Source organism: Leisingera sp. ABD4_442, assembly GCF_056160905.1.
In genome coordinates this window covers 1-14,473 of the sequence record NZ_JBSWYB010000024.1, presented here as the reverse complement: position 1 = coordinate 14,473, position 14,473 = coordinate 1, and the positions used below count along the sequence as shown (strand labels likewise).

The window sequence follows — 14,473 nt, the reverse complement described above, 5'->3', positions numbered from 1 at the left end:
GCTACAGGCCCCACCGGGCGCAATTTTGTGTCGCGGCTGCTTAGCGTTTGCCAGCCCCGCAGGTCAATCCAAACTCGACGTTAGCCCCCTGTAAAACAGGGTTCTGAGACAAAAAGTGCGTCGGTTTTCGTCACTCAGTGTCCATTTTCCGCCTCAGCTGCTGTCTCGGGCCGGTCTCCCATCAGGTATCTGGGCCCCTGGCCTTTAAGTGCCGCGCGGTCTTCGGGGTTGTAAAGTTTGCAATTCGGAAGCGACAGACAGCCGCAGCCTATGCAGCCGTCCAGATTGTCGCGCAGTTTCACCAGGGTTTCGATTCGCTGATCCAGATGGGTGCGGAACCCTTCGGAGATTCGCGCCCAGTCCTCCTTCGTCGGCGTCCGCCCTCCCGGCAGGCCTTTCAGAAACCCGCGGATCTCGGGCAGCGAAAAGCCGAACTGCTGGGCGATCATGATGAAGCTCATCCGGCGGATGTCGGCACGGTGGAACCGCCGCTGGCCGCCTGCATTGCGCCAGGGCTCCACCAGGCCTTGCGCCTCGTAGTAGCGGATGGCGGACACGGCGAGGCCGGTGCGCTCAGCCAGAGTGCCGATGGAAATCCCGGCGGAGAGGGGCATGGCAAACTCCTGCAAAAAACCTCTTGAGCTAAAGTTAGGTTTAGAAATTACGGTGAGTCGTATCAACAGGTTTTTCCGAGCAAAGGAGTATCCCAATGAGCGCGGTTTTAGAGCATGCAAACGTCACCGTGGCAGACCCCAACGCCACAGCGAAATGGATGCAGGAGGTGTTTGGCTGGCACGTGCGCTGGTCCGGCGAGGCCAAGAACGGCGGCTATACGGTGCATGTGGGTGAGGAAAACAGCTACCTGGCGCTCTACACGCCCAGCACCCCGGCCGGGAAAGCACCGGAGAGCTATGGCATCGTCGGCGGGCTGAACCACCTGGCGGTGATCGTCGAAGACCTGGACGCCACCGAAGCCGCGGTTAAGGCGGCCGGTTACACGCCGGTCAATCACGGCGACTATGAGCCAGGGCGCCGGTTCTACTTCCACGACGAAAACGGCATCGAATACGAGGCGGTGCAATATGATTGATCTCCTCTGGCTGGCGGGTCTGCCCGCCCTTCCCTCCCGCGGCGCCTTTCCGCGCAAACCTGTGGAAAACCCGCCCAATTCGCCCTCATAAGCGGATTTCACGGCGCCCGGGGTCCGCGGCCACTTGAAATCGGGCGCCGGATTGGTTCAGGTAAATGTCAACCGGACCGGAGGCCCCGCGGCAGATGCTGCGGGGCTCCGGCTTTCCACATGACAAGAACAATAAGCGACCTGGACCAATCACATGGAAAAGATCCCGATGACCCCCACGGGTCACGCCGCGCTGGAAAGCGAACTGAAGAACCTGAAATCCGTTGAACGCCCGGCCATCATCCAGGCGATCGCCGAAGCCCGCGAGCTAGGCGATTTGTCGGAAAACGCCGAGTACCATTCTGCCCGCGAAAAGCAGTCCTTTATCGAGGGGCGCATCAAGGAGCTGGAAGGCATCCTGTCGCTGGCCGATGTGATCAACCCGGCCAAGCTGTCCGGCTCAATCAAATTCGGCGCCAAGGTGACCGTGGTGGACGAGGACACCGACGAGGAGAAGTCCTGGCAAATCGTGGGCGAGCATGAGGCCAATATCGAAGCGGGCCTTCTGAACATCAAATCCCCGATCGCGCGCGCCTTGATCGGAAAGGACGAAGGCGACAGTGTGGAAGTGCGCACCCCCGGCGGTGAGCGCGCCTATGAAATCCTCAAGATCGTCTATTCCTGATCAGCACCAGCAAGGCAGCGGCCATCCATGACAGGCTCCAGCACAGGCTCCAACAGCGGCTCCAGCAGCGGCCCGGGTGCCAAGGCGGCGGACAGCCGCCCGCTGCGCCGACTTGACCCGCCTGCCGGCAATGGCTTGGGCGGGGCGGAGCTGGCGGCAATTGGCCTGGGGGCCGTGTGGCTGCTGATCGTCACCGGCGTCTATGTGCTGGCACCGGCAGGGTCCGGCCTGTCGCAATGGTCGGACCTGATCACCGGGATTCTGGCCGTGGTGCTGCCGCCGGCGATGCTGTGGGTGGCGGCCTCTGCCGCGCGGTCGGCCCGGGTGATGCGGGAGGAGAGCGAGCAGCTTCAAGCCGCGATTGATGGGCTGCGCCAGACCTATCTGACCCAGGCGCAGCAGCATGCGGCTGTGGCCGAACCGTCGGTGACCAAGCGGTTGGAGGAAATCGCAGAGGCCACCCGCAAGACCGAAACCGCGCTGGCAACCTTTCAGACCAGCCGCCGCGCCAACCCGCTGCGCCCCGCCATTCCTGAGGCCGCGGCGGAGATGACAGCGGCGGAACAGGGCTCGCTGGCGCTTGGCACCCAGGCAGAGGACACCGCACCGCCGCTGGATGCGGGACAGTTCATCCGGGCGCTGAATTTCCCGGAAACCGCCGAGGACCACGAAGGCTTTGCCGCTCTGCGCGCCGCCCTCAAGGACCGCAAGGCGGCACAGGTGATCCAGGCCGCGCAGGACGTGCTAACGCTGCTCAGCCAGGACGGCATCTATATGGATGATCTGCGCCCGGACATGGCCCGGCCGGAGGTCTGGCGCCAGTTCGGACAGGGCGCGCGCGGCCGCGCAGTGGCTTCGCTTGGCGGCGTGCGCGACCGCACCTCGCTGGCGCTGACCGCGGCACGGATGAAGCAGGACCCGATCTTCCGCGACGCGGCGCATCACTTCCTGCGCCGGTTCGACCAAATGTTTGCCGAATTTGAGGCAGAAGCAAGCGACAGCGACATTTCCGCCCTCGGCAACACCCGCACCGCCCGCGCCTTCATGCTTCTGGGCCGGGTGGCCGGAACCTTCGACTAAGCGGGCGGCCCTTTCGGGCCGCTGCCTGCGGCGCGAGTATTTAAGACCAGAAAGAAGCAGGAACGGTGCCGAGCCGCGCGCCAGCGCGGTGCTATGCCCAACGGCGGGCAAGCATCTGTGATGCGCAGTTCCGCGGGCGGGAGCACCCGGTTTACATCGCGAAACTGCCGTAGGGGATGAAGCGGACCGGATCGCCAGGCTTGATTTCTGCGGCGCCGTCGCCAAGCTCCACCAGGCCCTCCGCCCAGCTTAGGCCGCTGATACGGCCGGAGCCTTCGGAATGGAACACCTCTGCCTTACCGCCTCGGACCCGCGCCCGGAGGTATTCGCGGCGGCCCGGTTTTTTGCGCTTTTCAAACGCTGCCGAGACCTCGAACGCCTGCGGCTCCTGCCAGCCGGCACCCGCCATCAGCCCCATGGCGGGGCGGGCAAAGATCAGCGTGCAGACCAGCGCCGCGACCGGGTTGCCCGGCAGTCCGAAGACCGGCGTGCCCTGCCACATACCCAGCGCCAGCGGGCGCCCGGGTTTCAGCGCAACGCGCCATTCCTGCATTGCACCCGCCTCGCGCAAAAGCGCCGACATGTGGTCCTCATCCCCGGCAGAGGCGCCGCCGGAAGTCAGGATCACATCCGTTTTCGCAGCCGCAGCGTCCAGATGCGCGCGCAGCGCTGCGCGGTCGTCCGCGGCCTTGCCCAGATCCACCGGCACAAAGCCCAGCTGGCGGATCAGTGCCAGCAGCATCGGGCGGTTGGCGTCGAAAATCTGCTCCTTGCCTGCGGCCTCTCCCGCCTCGACCAGCTCATCGCCGGTGGAGAGCACCCCCACCCGCAGCGGCAGACGCACGGTGAGTTCTGCCAATCCGGTGGCGGAGGCAAGGGCCAGATCGGCAGGGGTGATGACCCGGCCTGCAGGCAGGATGGCCTCGCCTGCGCAGACATCCTCGCCTGCCTTGCGGGTGTTCGCGCCCTGCTTCAGCGGGCCGTTGAAGGCAATCCGGGCGCCGTCGGTGCTGACGTCCTCTTCCAGGATCACCGTGTCAACGCCATCCGGCAGCGCGGCGCCGGTCAGCACCCGGATGGCGCTGCCTTCGGCCACTCTGCCGTCAAACGGCACCCCGGCGGCTGCCCTGCCCTGCACCAGCGGCAGCACATGCGGGCCCTCGCCCCGGCCGCCGGCAAAGCCGTAGCCGTCCACCGCCGTGTTGGGCAGCGGCGGATTGGCGCGTTTGGCCACGGCATCCTCTGCCAGCACCCGTCCCAGGGCATCTGACAGCGGCACGGCTTCGGCGCTGGTGATTGGCCCCAGCCGGCCCCGCAGCAATGCCAGCGCGTCATCGACCGGGGTCCAGTCAACGCCGGCAGGCAGGGCAAAGCAGTCGTTGCTGAGCGGCGGCGGGGTCAGCCCGCCCTGCCCATCCGAGGCAAGCGCGTTCAATCGGTCTTCGTATCCGGTGCCCAATATCCAGGCCTCCTCTCGTGCGTCCTCAGGCGCAGCAGCCAGCATTGCGGCAAGCTCCTCTGCCGGCAGACGGCTGAGCGCCTGCGACAACAGCCGCATCTGCACCCGGTCGCGGATTTCTTCAGGTCCAGCCGCAGCCATGGCGGACCTTACGGCCGGTTCGATCAGTCCTGGCCAAATTTCTGCAAACACAATTTGCGCATCCGCAACCTTCTCAAACGGCCAGACCGCGGCGTTGTGCCGGAGCCGCAACCGCTGCAGGACCGGCAGGCCCATCAGGATCTGGCTGCCAACGGTGGGGTTGAAGAACAACTGGAAACAGGAGGAGGCTGCCCTGGCCGTAAGATCCGCGCTGCGCCGTTCAGCCACGTCCTCGTAAGCTATACCTGCCTTGCGGTAAGGAATGTCCGGCCAGGCCGTCTCCACCGGCTTGCCCCAGAACGGACCGGCGCCGGCAAACTTGCGGTTCATTGCAGAGGCCACTTCAAACCGGTTGTTGCTGCCGTCCTCGGCGTCCTCGATACGCTCTTCCAGCCACTGCCAAAGGGTGAAGGGGTCATCCGACCCGGTGATCCGGCGGGCAAATCCGCGCGGATACCCGAAAGGAAAATCAAAAGCCGCCAGCACCCGCCGCCCTGCGGCCTTCTCGTCATCAAGGAAGCTGCTGATCCGCGTCTCAGCCTCCTGCCGGCTGCGGCAGTAAATCTGCTGCTCTGAGGTCCCATCGCGTGCCACGCCCAGCCAGATCGCGTCCTTGCCTGGCCGCTGAGACCTGCGCTTGGCTGCAGACCAGTCGACGGCCAGAATGGTCTCAAAGCGGCTCACAGGTCCAGCTCGGCCCGGATAAAATCCGCAATCGCTGCGGTGTCGTTCAAATCGAACACCGGGCGGTCCAGATCAAGTGGAGTGTCGCTGGCAACCGCCCGGATGCTGGCATCCCGCGCGGCGATCAGTTCTGTGCCTGCGGCCTGCCGGTGGGCTTCGACCTTGGGGTGAGGTTCGCGCTTGTAGCCCTCCACCAGCACCAGATCGGCGGGGTTCAGGCGGGCCAGAAGTTCTGCCAGCGGCGGCTCCGGCTGCCCGCGCAGCTCCTGCATGATCGCGATGCGGCCTGCGGAGGCCAGCACCACCTCCGATGCGCCCGCCTGGCGGTGGCGGTAGCTGTCGGTGCCGGGCTGGTCCACATCAGTGGCGTGATGGGCGTGCTTGATAGTGGAGACGGTGAGGCCGCGGGCGCAAAACTCCGCCACCAACCGCTCCATCAGCCCGGTTTTGCCGTTGTTCTTCCAGCCGGTGACGCCGAAGATCTTCATGTCAGCAGCGCCTCGGCCTTGGCCAGATCCTCTGGCGTGTTGATGTTGAAGAAGGGGTCGAAGGGATCGGCTTCGAACAGCGCCTCGCGGCCCCCGTGCCGGTCGGTCCACAGCACCACCTTGCGCAGCCCGTCATTCAAGGCAGCGCGCAGGTCGTCGCGCAGGGCGACGGGCCAGAGGCCGAAAGCCGGATGCCGGTTCACTTTGCTCCGCCCGCCGGACTTCAGTGACTCACCGCCGGTGCGCGGCGTGGTGGCGAGGGCCAGAGGGTGCTCCATGCCCTGTGCGGCAGCGGTTAGCCGCGCAACCAGATCCCGCGGGAAAAAGGGCGTGTCGGCAGCAGCGGTCACAATGGTGTTGGCTCCCTGCTCTGCGGCCCAGTCGAGGCCCGCCAGCACGCCCGCAAGCGGACCGGCAAAGCCTGCGATCGAGTCGGCAATGACCGGAAGTCCCAAGTCGGCGAACCGCTCCGAGTCGCCATTGGCGTTGAGCGCCAGGCCCGCGACCTGGGGGCCGAGCCGGTCCGCCACGCGGGACAAGAGGCTTTCACCGCCGACCAGCAGCCGCCCCTTGTCGCCGCCGCCCATCCGGGTGGCAAGGCCGCCTGCGAGGATTACGCCGAGGGGCTGGGTCATCGTGTTCTCTTATCCTCTTGCTGGCGGTACCAACCAATGATTTGTGCTCGGACTACTGCTGGTTCGCCAATCGGTTCAAACATTCGATCCGAAAAAACAAATCCAAGGTGCGCAAAACCGAAGAAGAACATTTCACCTTTTTCCCGAGGGGCATCGAGTTTGGCCCAGCTCGAAAAACATTTCCATTCCGGTGAGTTCAGCTCGATCCCTTCAGCCGACACCTTCGCCTTAACTTTGGAATCCTGCAGTTTCTTATGAAATACCCTCACTGGCCGGTAGGAAAGCGCCGCCAGGGCAAGCAACACAGCAAGTCCCACGATCAACACCAAACCATAATAAGCAAGCGAGGCATCAGATATGGCAACGTTTAACTGCTTAAAGATATTCATCGCGACAATCAGCCCAACAACAAGTCCGGACAAACCGAAGAACAGGCTTTTAACTGCAACCGCCAACTGCCACGGACCGCTGTACAAATTTCTGTAGACTAACCTGCCGCCCGACTTCAGTTCCTTGAGCGTTGGCTTGTAATCAAACTCATAAATCAAATTGCTCATTCCGCACTCTTCCGCCGGTGCTTCTTTTCTTCCACCGGCGCGTCCTTGGGGTCCATGTCCCGCAACAGCCGTTCCTCGCCGGACAGGCAAATGAACCGCTGGCCGCGCATCCGGCCGATCAGGGTAAGGCCAACCTCGCGGGCGATCTCCACGCCCCAGGCGGTGAAGCCCGACCGGGACGCCAGAACCGGGATGCCCATCATCGCAGTCTTGATCACCATTTCGGAGGTCAGCCTGCCGGTGGTGTAGAGGATCTTATCCGCCGCTTCCGCCTGCTCCGACAGCATCCAGCCGGCGATCTTGTCCACCGCGTTGTGGCGGCCGACGTCCTCCATATAGACCAGCGGCCGGTCCTCCCGGCACAGCACGGTGCCGTGGATGGCGCCGGCCTCCAGATAGAGCGAAGGCGTGCGGTTGATCTTGTGCGCCAGGGCATACAGCCAGGAGGTGCGGACCTCGGCCTCGGGCAGGCGCACGTCCTCCAGCCCCTCCATCATGTCGCCAAAGACGGTGCCCACGGCGCAGCCCGAAGTGCGGGTCTTCTTCTTCAGCTTCTCTTCGTGGCTGGTTTCCACCGCGGTGCGCACCACGACGGTTTCCAGATCTTCATCGTAGTCGACACGGGTGACCTCATCCTCGTCCCGCAGCATGCCCTGATTGCGCAGGAAGCCAAGCGCCAGGTATTCGGGGTAGTCGCCGATGGTCATCGCGGTGACAATTTCCTGGCTGTTCAGGAAGATGGTCAGTGGGCGCTCCTCGACCACCGCGATCTCGCTGGCCTCACCGTTCTGGTCAACGCCGGTGACGGCGCGGGTGAGGCGCGGGTCGGCAACGCCGGGGGCGATCAGATATTCCGCCCCGTCACTTTTGCTGTCATCCGTTCGGGCCAATTGCAAACCTCCAGTTTCAGGCGTAGGCCGGTTCAAAGGCAATCTAGGGTGCCCGCATGGCAATCACCACCACCAAATCGGCCTTTTGGAAGGGCTTCCGCGACAGCGCACCGTTCATCTTCATGGCGTCGCCCTTCGGTTTCCTGTTCGGGGTGCTGGCGGCGGAGGCCGGGCTGATCGTGCCCGAAGCCTTTGCGTTTTCGCTGGCGGTCTTTGCCGGAGCGGCGCAGTTCACCGCGCTGCAGCTGATGCAGGAAAATGCGCCGCTGATCATTATCCTGATTTCGGCGCTGGCGGTGAACCTGCGGATGGCGATGTATTCGGCCTCTCTGACCCCCTACCTGGGGGACGCGCCGATGTGGCAGCGCGCGATTGCCGCCTATTTCATGGTCGATCAGTCTTATGCGCTGTCGATCGTGCAGTTCGAAAATGAACCCAAGATGCCTGCAGCGCACCGGATGGCCTATTTCTTTGGCACCAATGGCATTGTTGCGCCAGCCTGGGTAATTGCTACGGCCTTGGGCGCGCTGGTCGGCACCCGGATCCCGGAAAGCTGGGGGGTGGATTTCGTGCTGCCGCTGGCCTTTCTGGCGATGATCGGGCCGATGCTGCGCACGCCTGCCCATGTCGCGGCCTGTTTCGTGGCGGTGGCCACCTCGCTGCCCGCCTCCGCCCTGCCCTATAACCTTGGGCTGATCGTGGCGGGCATTGCCGGCATGATGGCAGGCGCCCAGGCGGAGCTGTGGCTGGAACGGCAGAAAGCCAAGACGGAGGCGGCAAAGTGAGCAGCATTCCTGCACCCATTCTGTGGACCGTGATCATCGGACTGGCTCTGGGCAGCTATGGATTGCGCTTTGCCTTCATCGGTTTCATGGGCGGCAAGCCGATTGCGCCCTGGCTGATGCGGCATTTGCGCTATACCGCGGTGGCAATCATTCCCGCGCTGGTGGCGCCGCTGGTGGTCTGGCCCGCACCCACGGATGGCGCCCCCAGCCTGATCCACTTCGCGGCCGCAGCGGCAACCTTTGCCGTGGGCTGCCTCACCAAAAACGTGCTCTACGGCCTCGCAGCGGGCGGTGTTTCACTGCTGCTCTTGTACCTTGCGGCCTAAGCACTCGCGGCCGGGTCAAGGGACGCGCAGCGTCCGTGCCATAGGCGCGGCTTGCCCTTGAGGCGGCAGGGAGTGCGGTAAAATGGCCGACGGCCTTGAGGGCAGACCTGCCCCTCAAGGCCTTCTCAGAAAATCACCTGGCCATGTGCAGCATAGCCCGCGCCGGGCAGCTCTCAGGCTGGGAGATTATTCTGCAGTGCTCAGCACGGCATCGCTTTTAGTGATACCCGCCTGCAGGTCGGCACTGTCATTTTCGTAATAGCGTTCGGTCACCACGCCGGGCAGCTGACCGAACTGGGCCGACAGTTTTTCGGGATAGAAGGTGCGGTCGAGGCTTTCAAAGCCCGGGATCTGCTGCAGGATGCCGATGGTGGCCTGGGCGCAGTAGGCTCCCGGCACGCGTCCGTTGGCGACGGCCAGCTGATAGGCCTTCTGGGCCTGCTCCGGCGTCACCTCAACCCGCTGCACCACCACATGGAACGTGCTACGCGCATGGGCGCCGCGGTAGGCTTTCTCCACCGCAGGCGTGATGCCGTACAGGACGTCGTTCCGCTCTGGCACAACTGAAGCATAAAAGGAGCCAGCCGGGTCAAAGATCACCCGTTCAGACGCGTTGATCATCAGCGACGCGTGGCCGCCCCGCCCAGTGCGGTTGTTGATCATCGTATAAAGGGTGAGCGTCGCGGGCCCGGGGTGGCGGTAGGCCACCTTGGCCAGGGTCTCGGCATCCGCGTTGGGCTGCTGCGGCGCCGCGCAACCCGCAAGCGCCAGCATCACCGCGCCGAGGCAGAGCAGATTGCGCATCAGCAGGTTTCCGGACTCAGGTCGCGAACATTGCCAGGAACAGCGCCAGGAAGACCATCGCAATGCAGAAACGGGTCACGAAGGTCATAAAGCTCGAGAACATCTTCTCCTGAACGGTGATGTCCATGGTGCCGTGCTGATGATCAGCCATGTGAGTTATCCCTCAAATTCACGTGCGTTTTTCCGGTGATTACCGGATTTGCCGACGTCTGTCACCACGTCATTCGGGCACATCCGGCGGAAATGCCGCCTGAAAACCACACAAAACTTATAGATGCAGGGCAGCCGCGGCCCGCGCGGCGAATCGTGCGGGCCGCGCGTCCTCAGGCCTTTTCCAGATCCGAGGCAAGACGAAAGCCGATACGGTTGGCAGGCTCTTCCTGGCGCGCTTTCGGCACCGCGCGAAGCATCACGTTGAGCTGGCTCACATGCTGCACCAGCTGGGTCCGGGAGCCATCCGGCTCGCTGCCGTAGAATGTGATGATGTCGGGGTCGAAGTAGCCCATGCCCTCGATCCGGAGCACCCCGGCGTTGCCGCCTGCGAACCCCATCGCCACCTCATGCTCGCCGTCGAGCTGCTGTTCGAAGTTCTGGATATAGAGGATCAGCCGTTCATAGGCCCAGCGCGCCGGGCTTTTGGCGGCATCCGGCTGCTGCAGCTTTTCCGGCACCTTGCGCAGGCCCGCGCAGGCCTCTGGATCGGCGTGGACCTCGTGGACGCAAGGCAGGACGGCGGCTTCTGCTGCCTCGGCGCTGGTTGAAATCTCGTCGCTCATGATGTCTCCCCTCTGGCGGGGTTCATCACCCCTTGCGCTGATAGAGCCAGGCGCCGTCTTCGCGTTTCCAACGGTCCACCTGGCCGGTGTGGTACAGGTGATTTACATGGGCCACCGATTCCACCAGTGCAAGCCCGTACTCGCCTTCGCCGATTGTGCGCTTGAACAGCGGTGCAAAGCAATCGGCAGCGGTGCGCGGCACGGAAAGGTGATCCATCAGCCGCTCCAGCGCGCCGTGGTGGTTACCGATGAGCTGCTGCATCCTGAGCGGCAGGCGTGAAAACGGCAGCTTGTGGCCGCCCAGCGCCAGGTGATCGGGGCGCGCCAGTTTCGACAGCCGCTCGCAGGCCTCCAGCCATTCGCCCAAGGGGTCGGCCATCGGCTCGGTCGCGTAGACGCCGATGTTGGGACTGATGGTCGACAGGATCTGATCGCCGGTGATCACCAGATGGTCGTCGCGGCTCCAGAAGGTGGCGTGTTCCGGGGCATGGCCGTTGCCGATGTGCACGTCCCAGTCGCGCTGCCCCATGCGGATCACGTCGCCCTGCTTGATGCGGGTAAAGCCCAGCGGCATCGGATGCACGGTGTCGGCAAAATTGAAGGGCCGGTCGCTGGCGCGTTTTTCGTAAAACGCCTTGTCCATGCCCGCGCTGCGGTAATAGGCCAGCGTTTCCGCCGGCCAGGTCTCCTGCACGTCCAGCGTCAGCATGCGGGCAAACAGCCAGGCGGTGCGGGTGGTGATCAGCTCGGCACCGTGCTGCGACTGGAACCAGCCCGCCAGGCCGATGTGGTCCGGATGGTGATGGGTGGCCACCACTCGGGCCACCGGTTTGCCTTTCAAAGGGCCGGACAGCAGGCTTTCCCAGATTGCCCGGCTCTTGCGGGTGTTGAATCCGGTGTCGATCACCGTCCAGCTATCGCCCTCATCCAATGCATAAATGTTCACGTGATCCAGCTTCATCGGCAGCGGCTGGCGCATCCACAGAACGCCCTCGGCCACCTCAATGGCATCGCCTTGCGCGGGCGGCTCTTCCCAGGGGGTACGCAGGGAAACGTCAGGTACACTGGTCACCGCTTCAGCCCGCCAGTTCGTCGAGGCTGAGGGCAAAGGTGCCGGCCGCACCGGCCTGTGCATGGGCCAGCAGCGCTGCGTGCTCCGGCAGCATCCGGGTGATGTAGAAGCGCGCAAGCTTTTCGCGCGCACCGCCGGGGTCGGCCATCGCAGCGGCCAGGTGGTAGTGGCCACCCAGAACCCGGGCAAAGGCGCGCAGGTAGGGAACCGAGCCGGCAAAGCGGTCCTGCAGATCCTCCTGGGCGACCAGCCATTCAGTGGCCTCGCGCAAGCTTTCGCAGGCCTGCCAGACCGATTCGGCCATGTTCGGATGGGTCGCGCGGGCGCGCTCGGCCTGCTCCTCGATCTCGTCAATCAGGGCAAAAGCCATCTCGCCGCCATCCATCATCTTGCGCGCCACCAGGTCCATCGACTGGATGCCATTGGTGCCCTCGTAAATCGCGGTGACCCGCACATCGCGGTAATACTGCGCGGCGCCGGATTCCTCGATGAAGCCCATGCCACCGTGCACCTGCACCCCGGTTTCCGAAACCCGGATGCCGGTGTCGGTGCCAAAGGCCTTGGCAATCGGCGTCAGGAAGGCCGCCCGCGCCGACCAGCCGGAGTCGCCGGTGGCGGTCTGCATGTCGATGGCGCGGGCACAGGCCAGCAGTATCGCGCGGGCGGCAAAGATATCCGCCTTCATCTCCATCAGCATCCGGCGCACGTCGGCGTGGTCGGCGATGAAGCCGCTGGCGGTGCGGCCCTGCCTGCGCTCCAGCGCATAGGCCAGCGCGTGCTGATAGGCGCCCTCACCAGCGCCAACGCCCTGCCCGCCCACGCCAAGCCGCGCATTGTTCATCATCGTGAACATTGCCGCCATGCCGCCATGCTCTGCCCCCACCAGCCAGCCGGTGGCACCATCGTATTGCATGACACAGGTGGGAGAACCGTGCAGGCCCATTTTGTGTTCCAGGCTCACGACTTTCAGTTCATTCGCCTTGCCCGGATTGCCATCTGCATCCGGCAGGTATTTCGGCACCAGGAACAGCGAGATCCCCTTGGTCCCCGGCACTCCGTCCGGCAGCCGTGCCAGCACCAGGTGGCAGATATTGCCGCAGAAATCATTATCGCCCCAGGAGATGAAGATTTTCTGCCCGGTCACTGCATATGTGCCGTCGCCATTCGGCTCTGCCTTGGAGCTGAGCGCGCCCACATCCGAACCGGCCTGTGGTTCCGTCAGGTTCATGGTGCCGGACCATTCGCCGGAGATCAGCTTGGGCAGATACAGCTCCTTGATCGCATCCGAGGCGTGATGCTCCAGCGCCTCAATCTGGCCCTGGCTCATCAGGGGGGCCAGCTGCAGGGACAGGCAGGCGCCCGCCATCATCTCGTTCACAGCAGTGGCCACGGTCAGCGGCAGACCCATGCCGCCATGCTCTTGCGGTGCGCTCATGCCGATCCAGCCGCCCTCAGCGATGGCCTTGAAGCCGCCGCTGTACCCGGGCGAAGTCCGCAGCACGCCGTTTTCCAGATAGGCCGGCGTCAGGTCGCCATTGCGCTGCAGAGGCGCCAGCACCTCATCGCACATTTTGCCCGCCTCGCTGAGGATGGCACTCACCATATCCGGTGCAGCCTCCGCAAAGCGGTCTGTGGCCGGGATACAGCTGTAGCCAGTGACGTGGTTCAGCAGAAACTCATACTCGGAAACGGGGGCACGGAAGGTCATGGGCGTCCTCTGGCGGTCTTTTAGGGGCGTCCTGGCACGGGCAGTCTTGGCTTCCCGGCGCGGGCCTATTATTGTCTGTGGCTTGACCGATTACCTAATCGGACGCCTGTTTCAATCAACCAAAACGCCGCGTCACCCGGAATGCCCCAGCAGAGCACTGAAATCCTTGCCGCCACCCAAGACGGCATCGCCCGCGCGGCCGCCCTATTGCGGGACGGCAGGCTGGTCTCTTTTCCGACCGAGACGGTTTACGGGCTGGGGGCCGATGCCCGCCAAGGCGCGGCGGTGGCAGCAATCTATGAGGCCAAAGGCCGACCATCCTTCAATCCGCTGATCGCGCATGTGCATTCGGCAGAGGCCGCGCGGCGCTATGTGGAATGGACCGGCATTGCGCAACAGCTGGCGGCGGCGTTCTGGCCAGGGCCGCTGACCCTGGTGTTGCCGCTGCGGGCGGGCCACGGGATCTCGCCGCTGGTGACCGCGGGGCTTGAGACACTGGGCGTGCGGGTGCCTGCACATCCGGCGGGCCAGGCGCTCTTGCAAGCGCTGGACGGCCCGGTGGCGGCGCCCTCGGCCAACCCTTCGGGGAAGATCAGCCCGACGACGGCGGCGCATGTGCAGGCGGGCCTCGGCGGGCGCATCGCCGCGATCCTCGATGATGGCGCCTGCGGTGTCGGGCTGGAATCGACGATCATCGGCCTGGCAGGTCCGAAGCCGGTGCTGCTGCGCCCCGGCGGACTTGCGGCGGAGGAGATCGAGGCTGTTTTAGGCCGCAAGCTGGCGCAGCGCGATGTGCATGACCCGCTGACCGCGCCGGGCCAGCTGCTGTCCCATTATGCCCCCGGCGCAGCGGTGCGGCTGAACGCAACGGCCCCTGAAGCGGGTGAACTCTTTCTGGGCTTCGGCCCGGGGCCCTGCGATCTGAACCTTTCGGAAAACGGCGATCTGGCAGAGGCCGCCGCAAATCTGTTCGGCCATCTCCACCAGCTCGACGCGCATGGCAAGCCGATTGCGGTGGCGCCAATTCCGCCGCAGGGCCTGGGCGAGGCCATCAACGACCGCCTGCGCCGCGCGGCCGCACCGCGTGACGACGCTGGATCGCAGCCTCTCCCGCCCCTTTGAAGCCCGTCAAAGACGGGCCGCAAAGCGTTGGGCGTGGCGCCGCGCGTGCGCGGCGCCGGCCAACTCCGCAGCCCAGGAAACATCACCGGCGGCGGCACCTTCAGATGCGGGCCTCTGTTTGTCTCTTCTACACACCTTACA

Annotated in this window: 17 protein-coding genes; 6 read left to right on the top strand and 11 right to left on the bottom strand. The window is 64.5% G+C overall.

The annotated features are described in order from the left end of the window. Positions 1–134: 134 nt before the first annotated feature. The gene (gene soxR, locus ACXAHG_RS16175) at positions 135–614 is read right to left on the bottom strand and encodes a redox-sensitive transcriptional activator SoxR (RefSeq protein ID WP_475058962.1); all 480 of its coding nucleotides are present in this window, start codon (positions 612–614) and stop codon (positions 135–137) included. A 95-nt stretch (positions 615–709) separates the two neighbouring features. Between soxR and ACXAHG_RS16170 the strand changes: the two genes are divergently transcribed. The 3 genes from ACXAHG_RS16170 to ACXAHG_RS16160 all read left to right on the top strand — a co-directional run bounded on the left by ACXAHG_RS16170 (position 710) and on the right by ACXAHG_RS16160 (position 2,885). Further along, a complete protein-coding gene (locus tag ACXAHG_RS16170) occupies positions 710–1,090 on the top strand; it encodes a VOC family protein (RefSeq protein ID WP_475041481.1) in 381 nt (126 codons plus the stop codon). A 244-nt stretch (positions 1,091–1,334) separates the two neighbouring features. Next, positions 1,335–1,805, top strand: a complete 471-nt coding sequence (gene greA / locus ACXAHG_RS16165) for a transcription elongation factor GreA (RefSeq protein WP_475041480.1) — start codon at positions 1,335–1,337, stop codon at positions 1,803–1,805. Positions 1,806–1,832: 27 nt separating this feature from the next. Then, entirely contained in the window at positions 1,833–2,885 is a 1,053-nt protein-coding gene (locus tag ACXAHG_RS16160) for a hypothetical protein (protein WP_475041478.1), read from the top strand. A gap of 151 nt (positions 2,886–3,036) precedes the next feature. On the opposite strand, the gene ACXAHG_RS16155 is transcribed toward ACXAHG_RS16160, so the two are convergent. Genes ACXAHG_RS16155 through fdhD form a run of 5 tightly spaced genes read right to left on the bottom strand, consistent with a single transcriptional unit; the run spans position 3,037 to position 7,739 of the window. After that, a complete protein-coding gene (locus tag ACXAHG_RS16155; RefSeq protein ID WP_475058959.1) occupies positions 3,037–5,169 on the bottom strand; it encodes a molybdopterin-binding protein in 2,133 nt (710 codons plus the stop codon). Next, positions 5,166–5,657: a molybdopterin-guanine dinucleotide biosynthesis protein B gene (mobB, locus tag ACXAHG_RS16150; protein WP_475058957.1), complete on the bottom strand. Its 492-nt coding sequence runs from the start codon at positions 5,655–5,657 to the stop codon at positions 5,166–5,168. The genes ACXAHG_RS16155 and mobB overlap by 4 nt, the downstream gene beginning before the upstream one ends. Further along, positions 5,654–6,292, bottom strand: a complete 639-nt coding sequence (gene mobA / locus ACXAHG_RS16145; RefSeq protein WP_222508275.1) for a molybdenum cofactor guanylyltransferase MobA — start codon at positions 6,290–6,292, stop codon at positions 5,654–5,656. The genes mobB and mobA overlap by 4 nt, the downstream gene beginning before the upstream one ends. Further along, positions 6,289–6,849: a hypothetical protein gene (locus ACXAHG_RS16140; protein ID WP_475041474.1), complete on the bottom strand. Its 561-nt coding sequence runs from the start codon at positions 6,847–6,849 to the stop codon at positions 6,289–6,291. Before ACXAHG_RS16140 ends, mobA begins: the two co-directional genes overlap by 4 nt. Continuing rightward, positions 6,846–7,739, bottom strand: coding sequence for a formate dehydrogenase accessory sulfurtransferase FdhD (fdhD, locus tag ACXAHG_RS16135; RefSeq protein ID WP_475041473.1), 894 nt, complete (start codon positions 7,737–7,739; stop codon positions 6,846–6,848). The genes ACXAHG_RS16140 and fdhD overlap by 4 nt, the downstream gene beginning before the upstream one ends. A gap of 56 nt (positions 7,740–7,795) precedes the next feature. Here fdhD and ACXAHG_RS16130 point away from each other — a divergent pair, with 56 nt between their 5' ends. Both ACXAHG_RS16130 and ACXAHG_RS16125 read left to right on the top strand, forming a co-directional pair. Next, positions 7,796–8,524 carry an AzlC family ABC transporter permease gene (locus ACXAHG_RS16130; protein ID WP_475058954.1) on the top strand — a complete coding sequence of 243 codons (729 nt, stop codon included), beginning with the start codon at positions 7,796–7,798 and terminating at the stop codon, positions 8,522–8,524. Next, positions 8,521–8,850, top strand: a complete 330-nt coding sequence (locus ACXAHG_RS16125; RefSeq protein WP_475041470.1) for an AzlD domain-containing protein — start codon at positions 8,521–8,523, stop codon at positions 8,848–8,850. The genes ACXAHG_RS16130 and ACXAHG_RS16125 overlap by 4 nt, the downstream gene beginning before the upstream one ends. A 186-nt stretch (positions 8,851–9,036) precedes the next feature. On the opposite strand, the gene ACXAHG_RS16120 is transcribed toward ACXAHG_RS16125, so the two are convergent. The 5 genes from ACXAHG_RS16120 to ACXAHG_RS16100 all read right to left on the bottom strand — a co-directional run bounded on the left by ACXAHG_RS16120 (position 9,037) and on the right by ACXAHG_RS16100 (position 13,210). Next, positions 9,037–9,654, bottom strand: coding sequence for a hypothetical protein (locus tag ACXAHG_RS16120; protein ID WP_475058951.1), 618 nt, complete (start codon positions 9,652–9,654; stop codon positions 9,037–9,039). Positions 9,655–9,670: 16 nt separating this feature from the next. Beyond that, entirely contained in the window at positions 9,671–9,805 is a 135-nt protein-coding gene (locus tag ACXAHG_RS16115; RefSeq protein ID WP_039181692.1) for an aa3-type cytochrome c oxidase subunit IV, read from the bottom strand. A 172-nt stretch (positions 9,806–9,977) separates the two neighbouring features. Next, on the bottom strand, positions 9,978–10,430 hold the full coding sequence (locus ACXAHG_RS16110) for a DUF6173 family protein (RefSeq protein WP_475058948.1): 453 nt from the start codon (positions 10,428–10,430) through the stop codon (positions 9,978–9,980). Positions 10,431–10,455: 25 nt separating this feature from the next. After that, the gene (locus ACXAHG_RS16105) at positions 10,456–11,502 is read right to left on the bottom strand and encodes an MBL fold metallo-hydrolase (RefSeq protein WP_475058945.1); all 1,047 of its coding nucleotides are present in this window, start codon (positions 11,500–11,502) and stop codon (positions 10,456–10,458) included. A 4-nt stretch (positions 11,503–11,506) separates the two neighbouring features. Next, entirely contained in the window at positions 11,507–13,210 is a 1,704-nt protein-coding gene (locus ACXAHG_RS16100) for an acyl-CoA dehydrogenase (RefSeq protein ID WP_475058942.1), read from the bottom strand. Between the two features lie 141 nt (positions 13,211–13,351). Here ACXAHG_RS16100 and ACXAHG_RS16095 point away from each other — a divergent pair, with 141 nt between their 5' ends. Further along, on the top strand, positions 13,352–14,332 hold the full coding sequence (locus ACXAHG_RS16095) for an L-threonylcarbamoyladenylate synthase (protein WP_475041463.1): 981 nt from the start codon (positions 13,352–13,354) through the stop codon (positions 14,330–14,332). The last annotated feature ends 141 nt before the right edge of the window (positions 14,333–14,473 follow it).

What these genes read in the sequence shown, in the direction of transcription:
- soxR (WP_475058962.1), bottom strand. Translation starts at nt 614, where the DNA reads ATGCCCCTCTCCGCCGGGATTTCCATCGGCACTCTGGCTGAGCGCACC.
- ACXAHG_RS16170 (WP_475041481.1), top strand. Translation starts at nt 710, where the DNA reads ATGAGCGCGGTTTTAGAGCATGCAAACGTCACCGTGGCAGACCCCAAC.
- greA (WP_475041480.1), top strand. Translation starts at nt 1,335, where the DNA reads ATGGAAAAGATCCCGATGACCCCCACGGGTCACGCCGCGCTGGAAAGC.
- ACXAHG_RS16160 (WP_475041478.1), top strand. Translation starts at nt 1,833, where the DNA reads ATGACAGGCTCCAGCACAGGCTCCAACAGCGGCTCCAGCAGCGGCCCG.
- mobB (WP_475058957.1), bottom strand. Translation starts at nt 5,657, where the DNA reads ATGAAGATCTTCGGCGTCACCGGCTGGAAGAACAACGGCAAAACCGGG.
- mobA (WP_222508275.1), bottom strand. Translation starts at nt 6,292, where the DNA reads ATGACCCAGCCCCTCGGCGTAATCCTCGCAGGCGGCCTTGCCACCCGG.
- ACXAHG_RS16140 (WP_475041474.1), bottom strand. Translation starts at nt 6,849, where the DNA reads ATGAGCAATTTGATTTATGAGTTTGATTACAAGCCAACGCTCAAGGAA.
- ACXAHG_RS16130 (WP_475058954.1), top strand. Translation starts at nt 7,796, where the DNA reads ATGGCAATCACCACCACCAAATCGGCCTTTTGGAAGGGCTTCCGCGAC.
- ACXAHG_RS16120 (WP_475058951.1), bottom strand. Translation starts at nt 9,654, where the DNA reads ATGCGCAATCTGCTCTGCCTCGGCGCGGTGATGCTGGCGCTTGCGGGT.
- ACXAHG_RS16115 (WP_039181692.1), bottom strand. Translation starts at nt 9,805, where the DNA reads ATGGCTGATCATCAGCACGGCACCATGGACATCACCGTTCAGGAGAAG.
- ACXAHG_RS16110 (WP_475058948.1), bottom strand. Translation starts at nt 10,430, where the DNA reads ATGAGCGACGAGATTTCAACCAGCGCCGAGGCAGCAGAAGCCGCCGTC.
- ACXAHG_RS16100 (WP_475058942.1), bottom strand. Translation starts at nt 13,210, where the DNA reads ATGACCTTCCGTGCCCCCGTTTCCGAGTATGAGTTTCTGCTGAACCAC.
- ACXAHG_RS16095 (WP_475041463.1), top strand. Translation starts at nt 13,352, where the DNA reads ATGCCCCAGCAGAGCACTGAAATCCTTGCCGCCACCCAAGACGGCATC.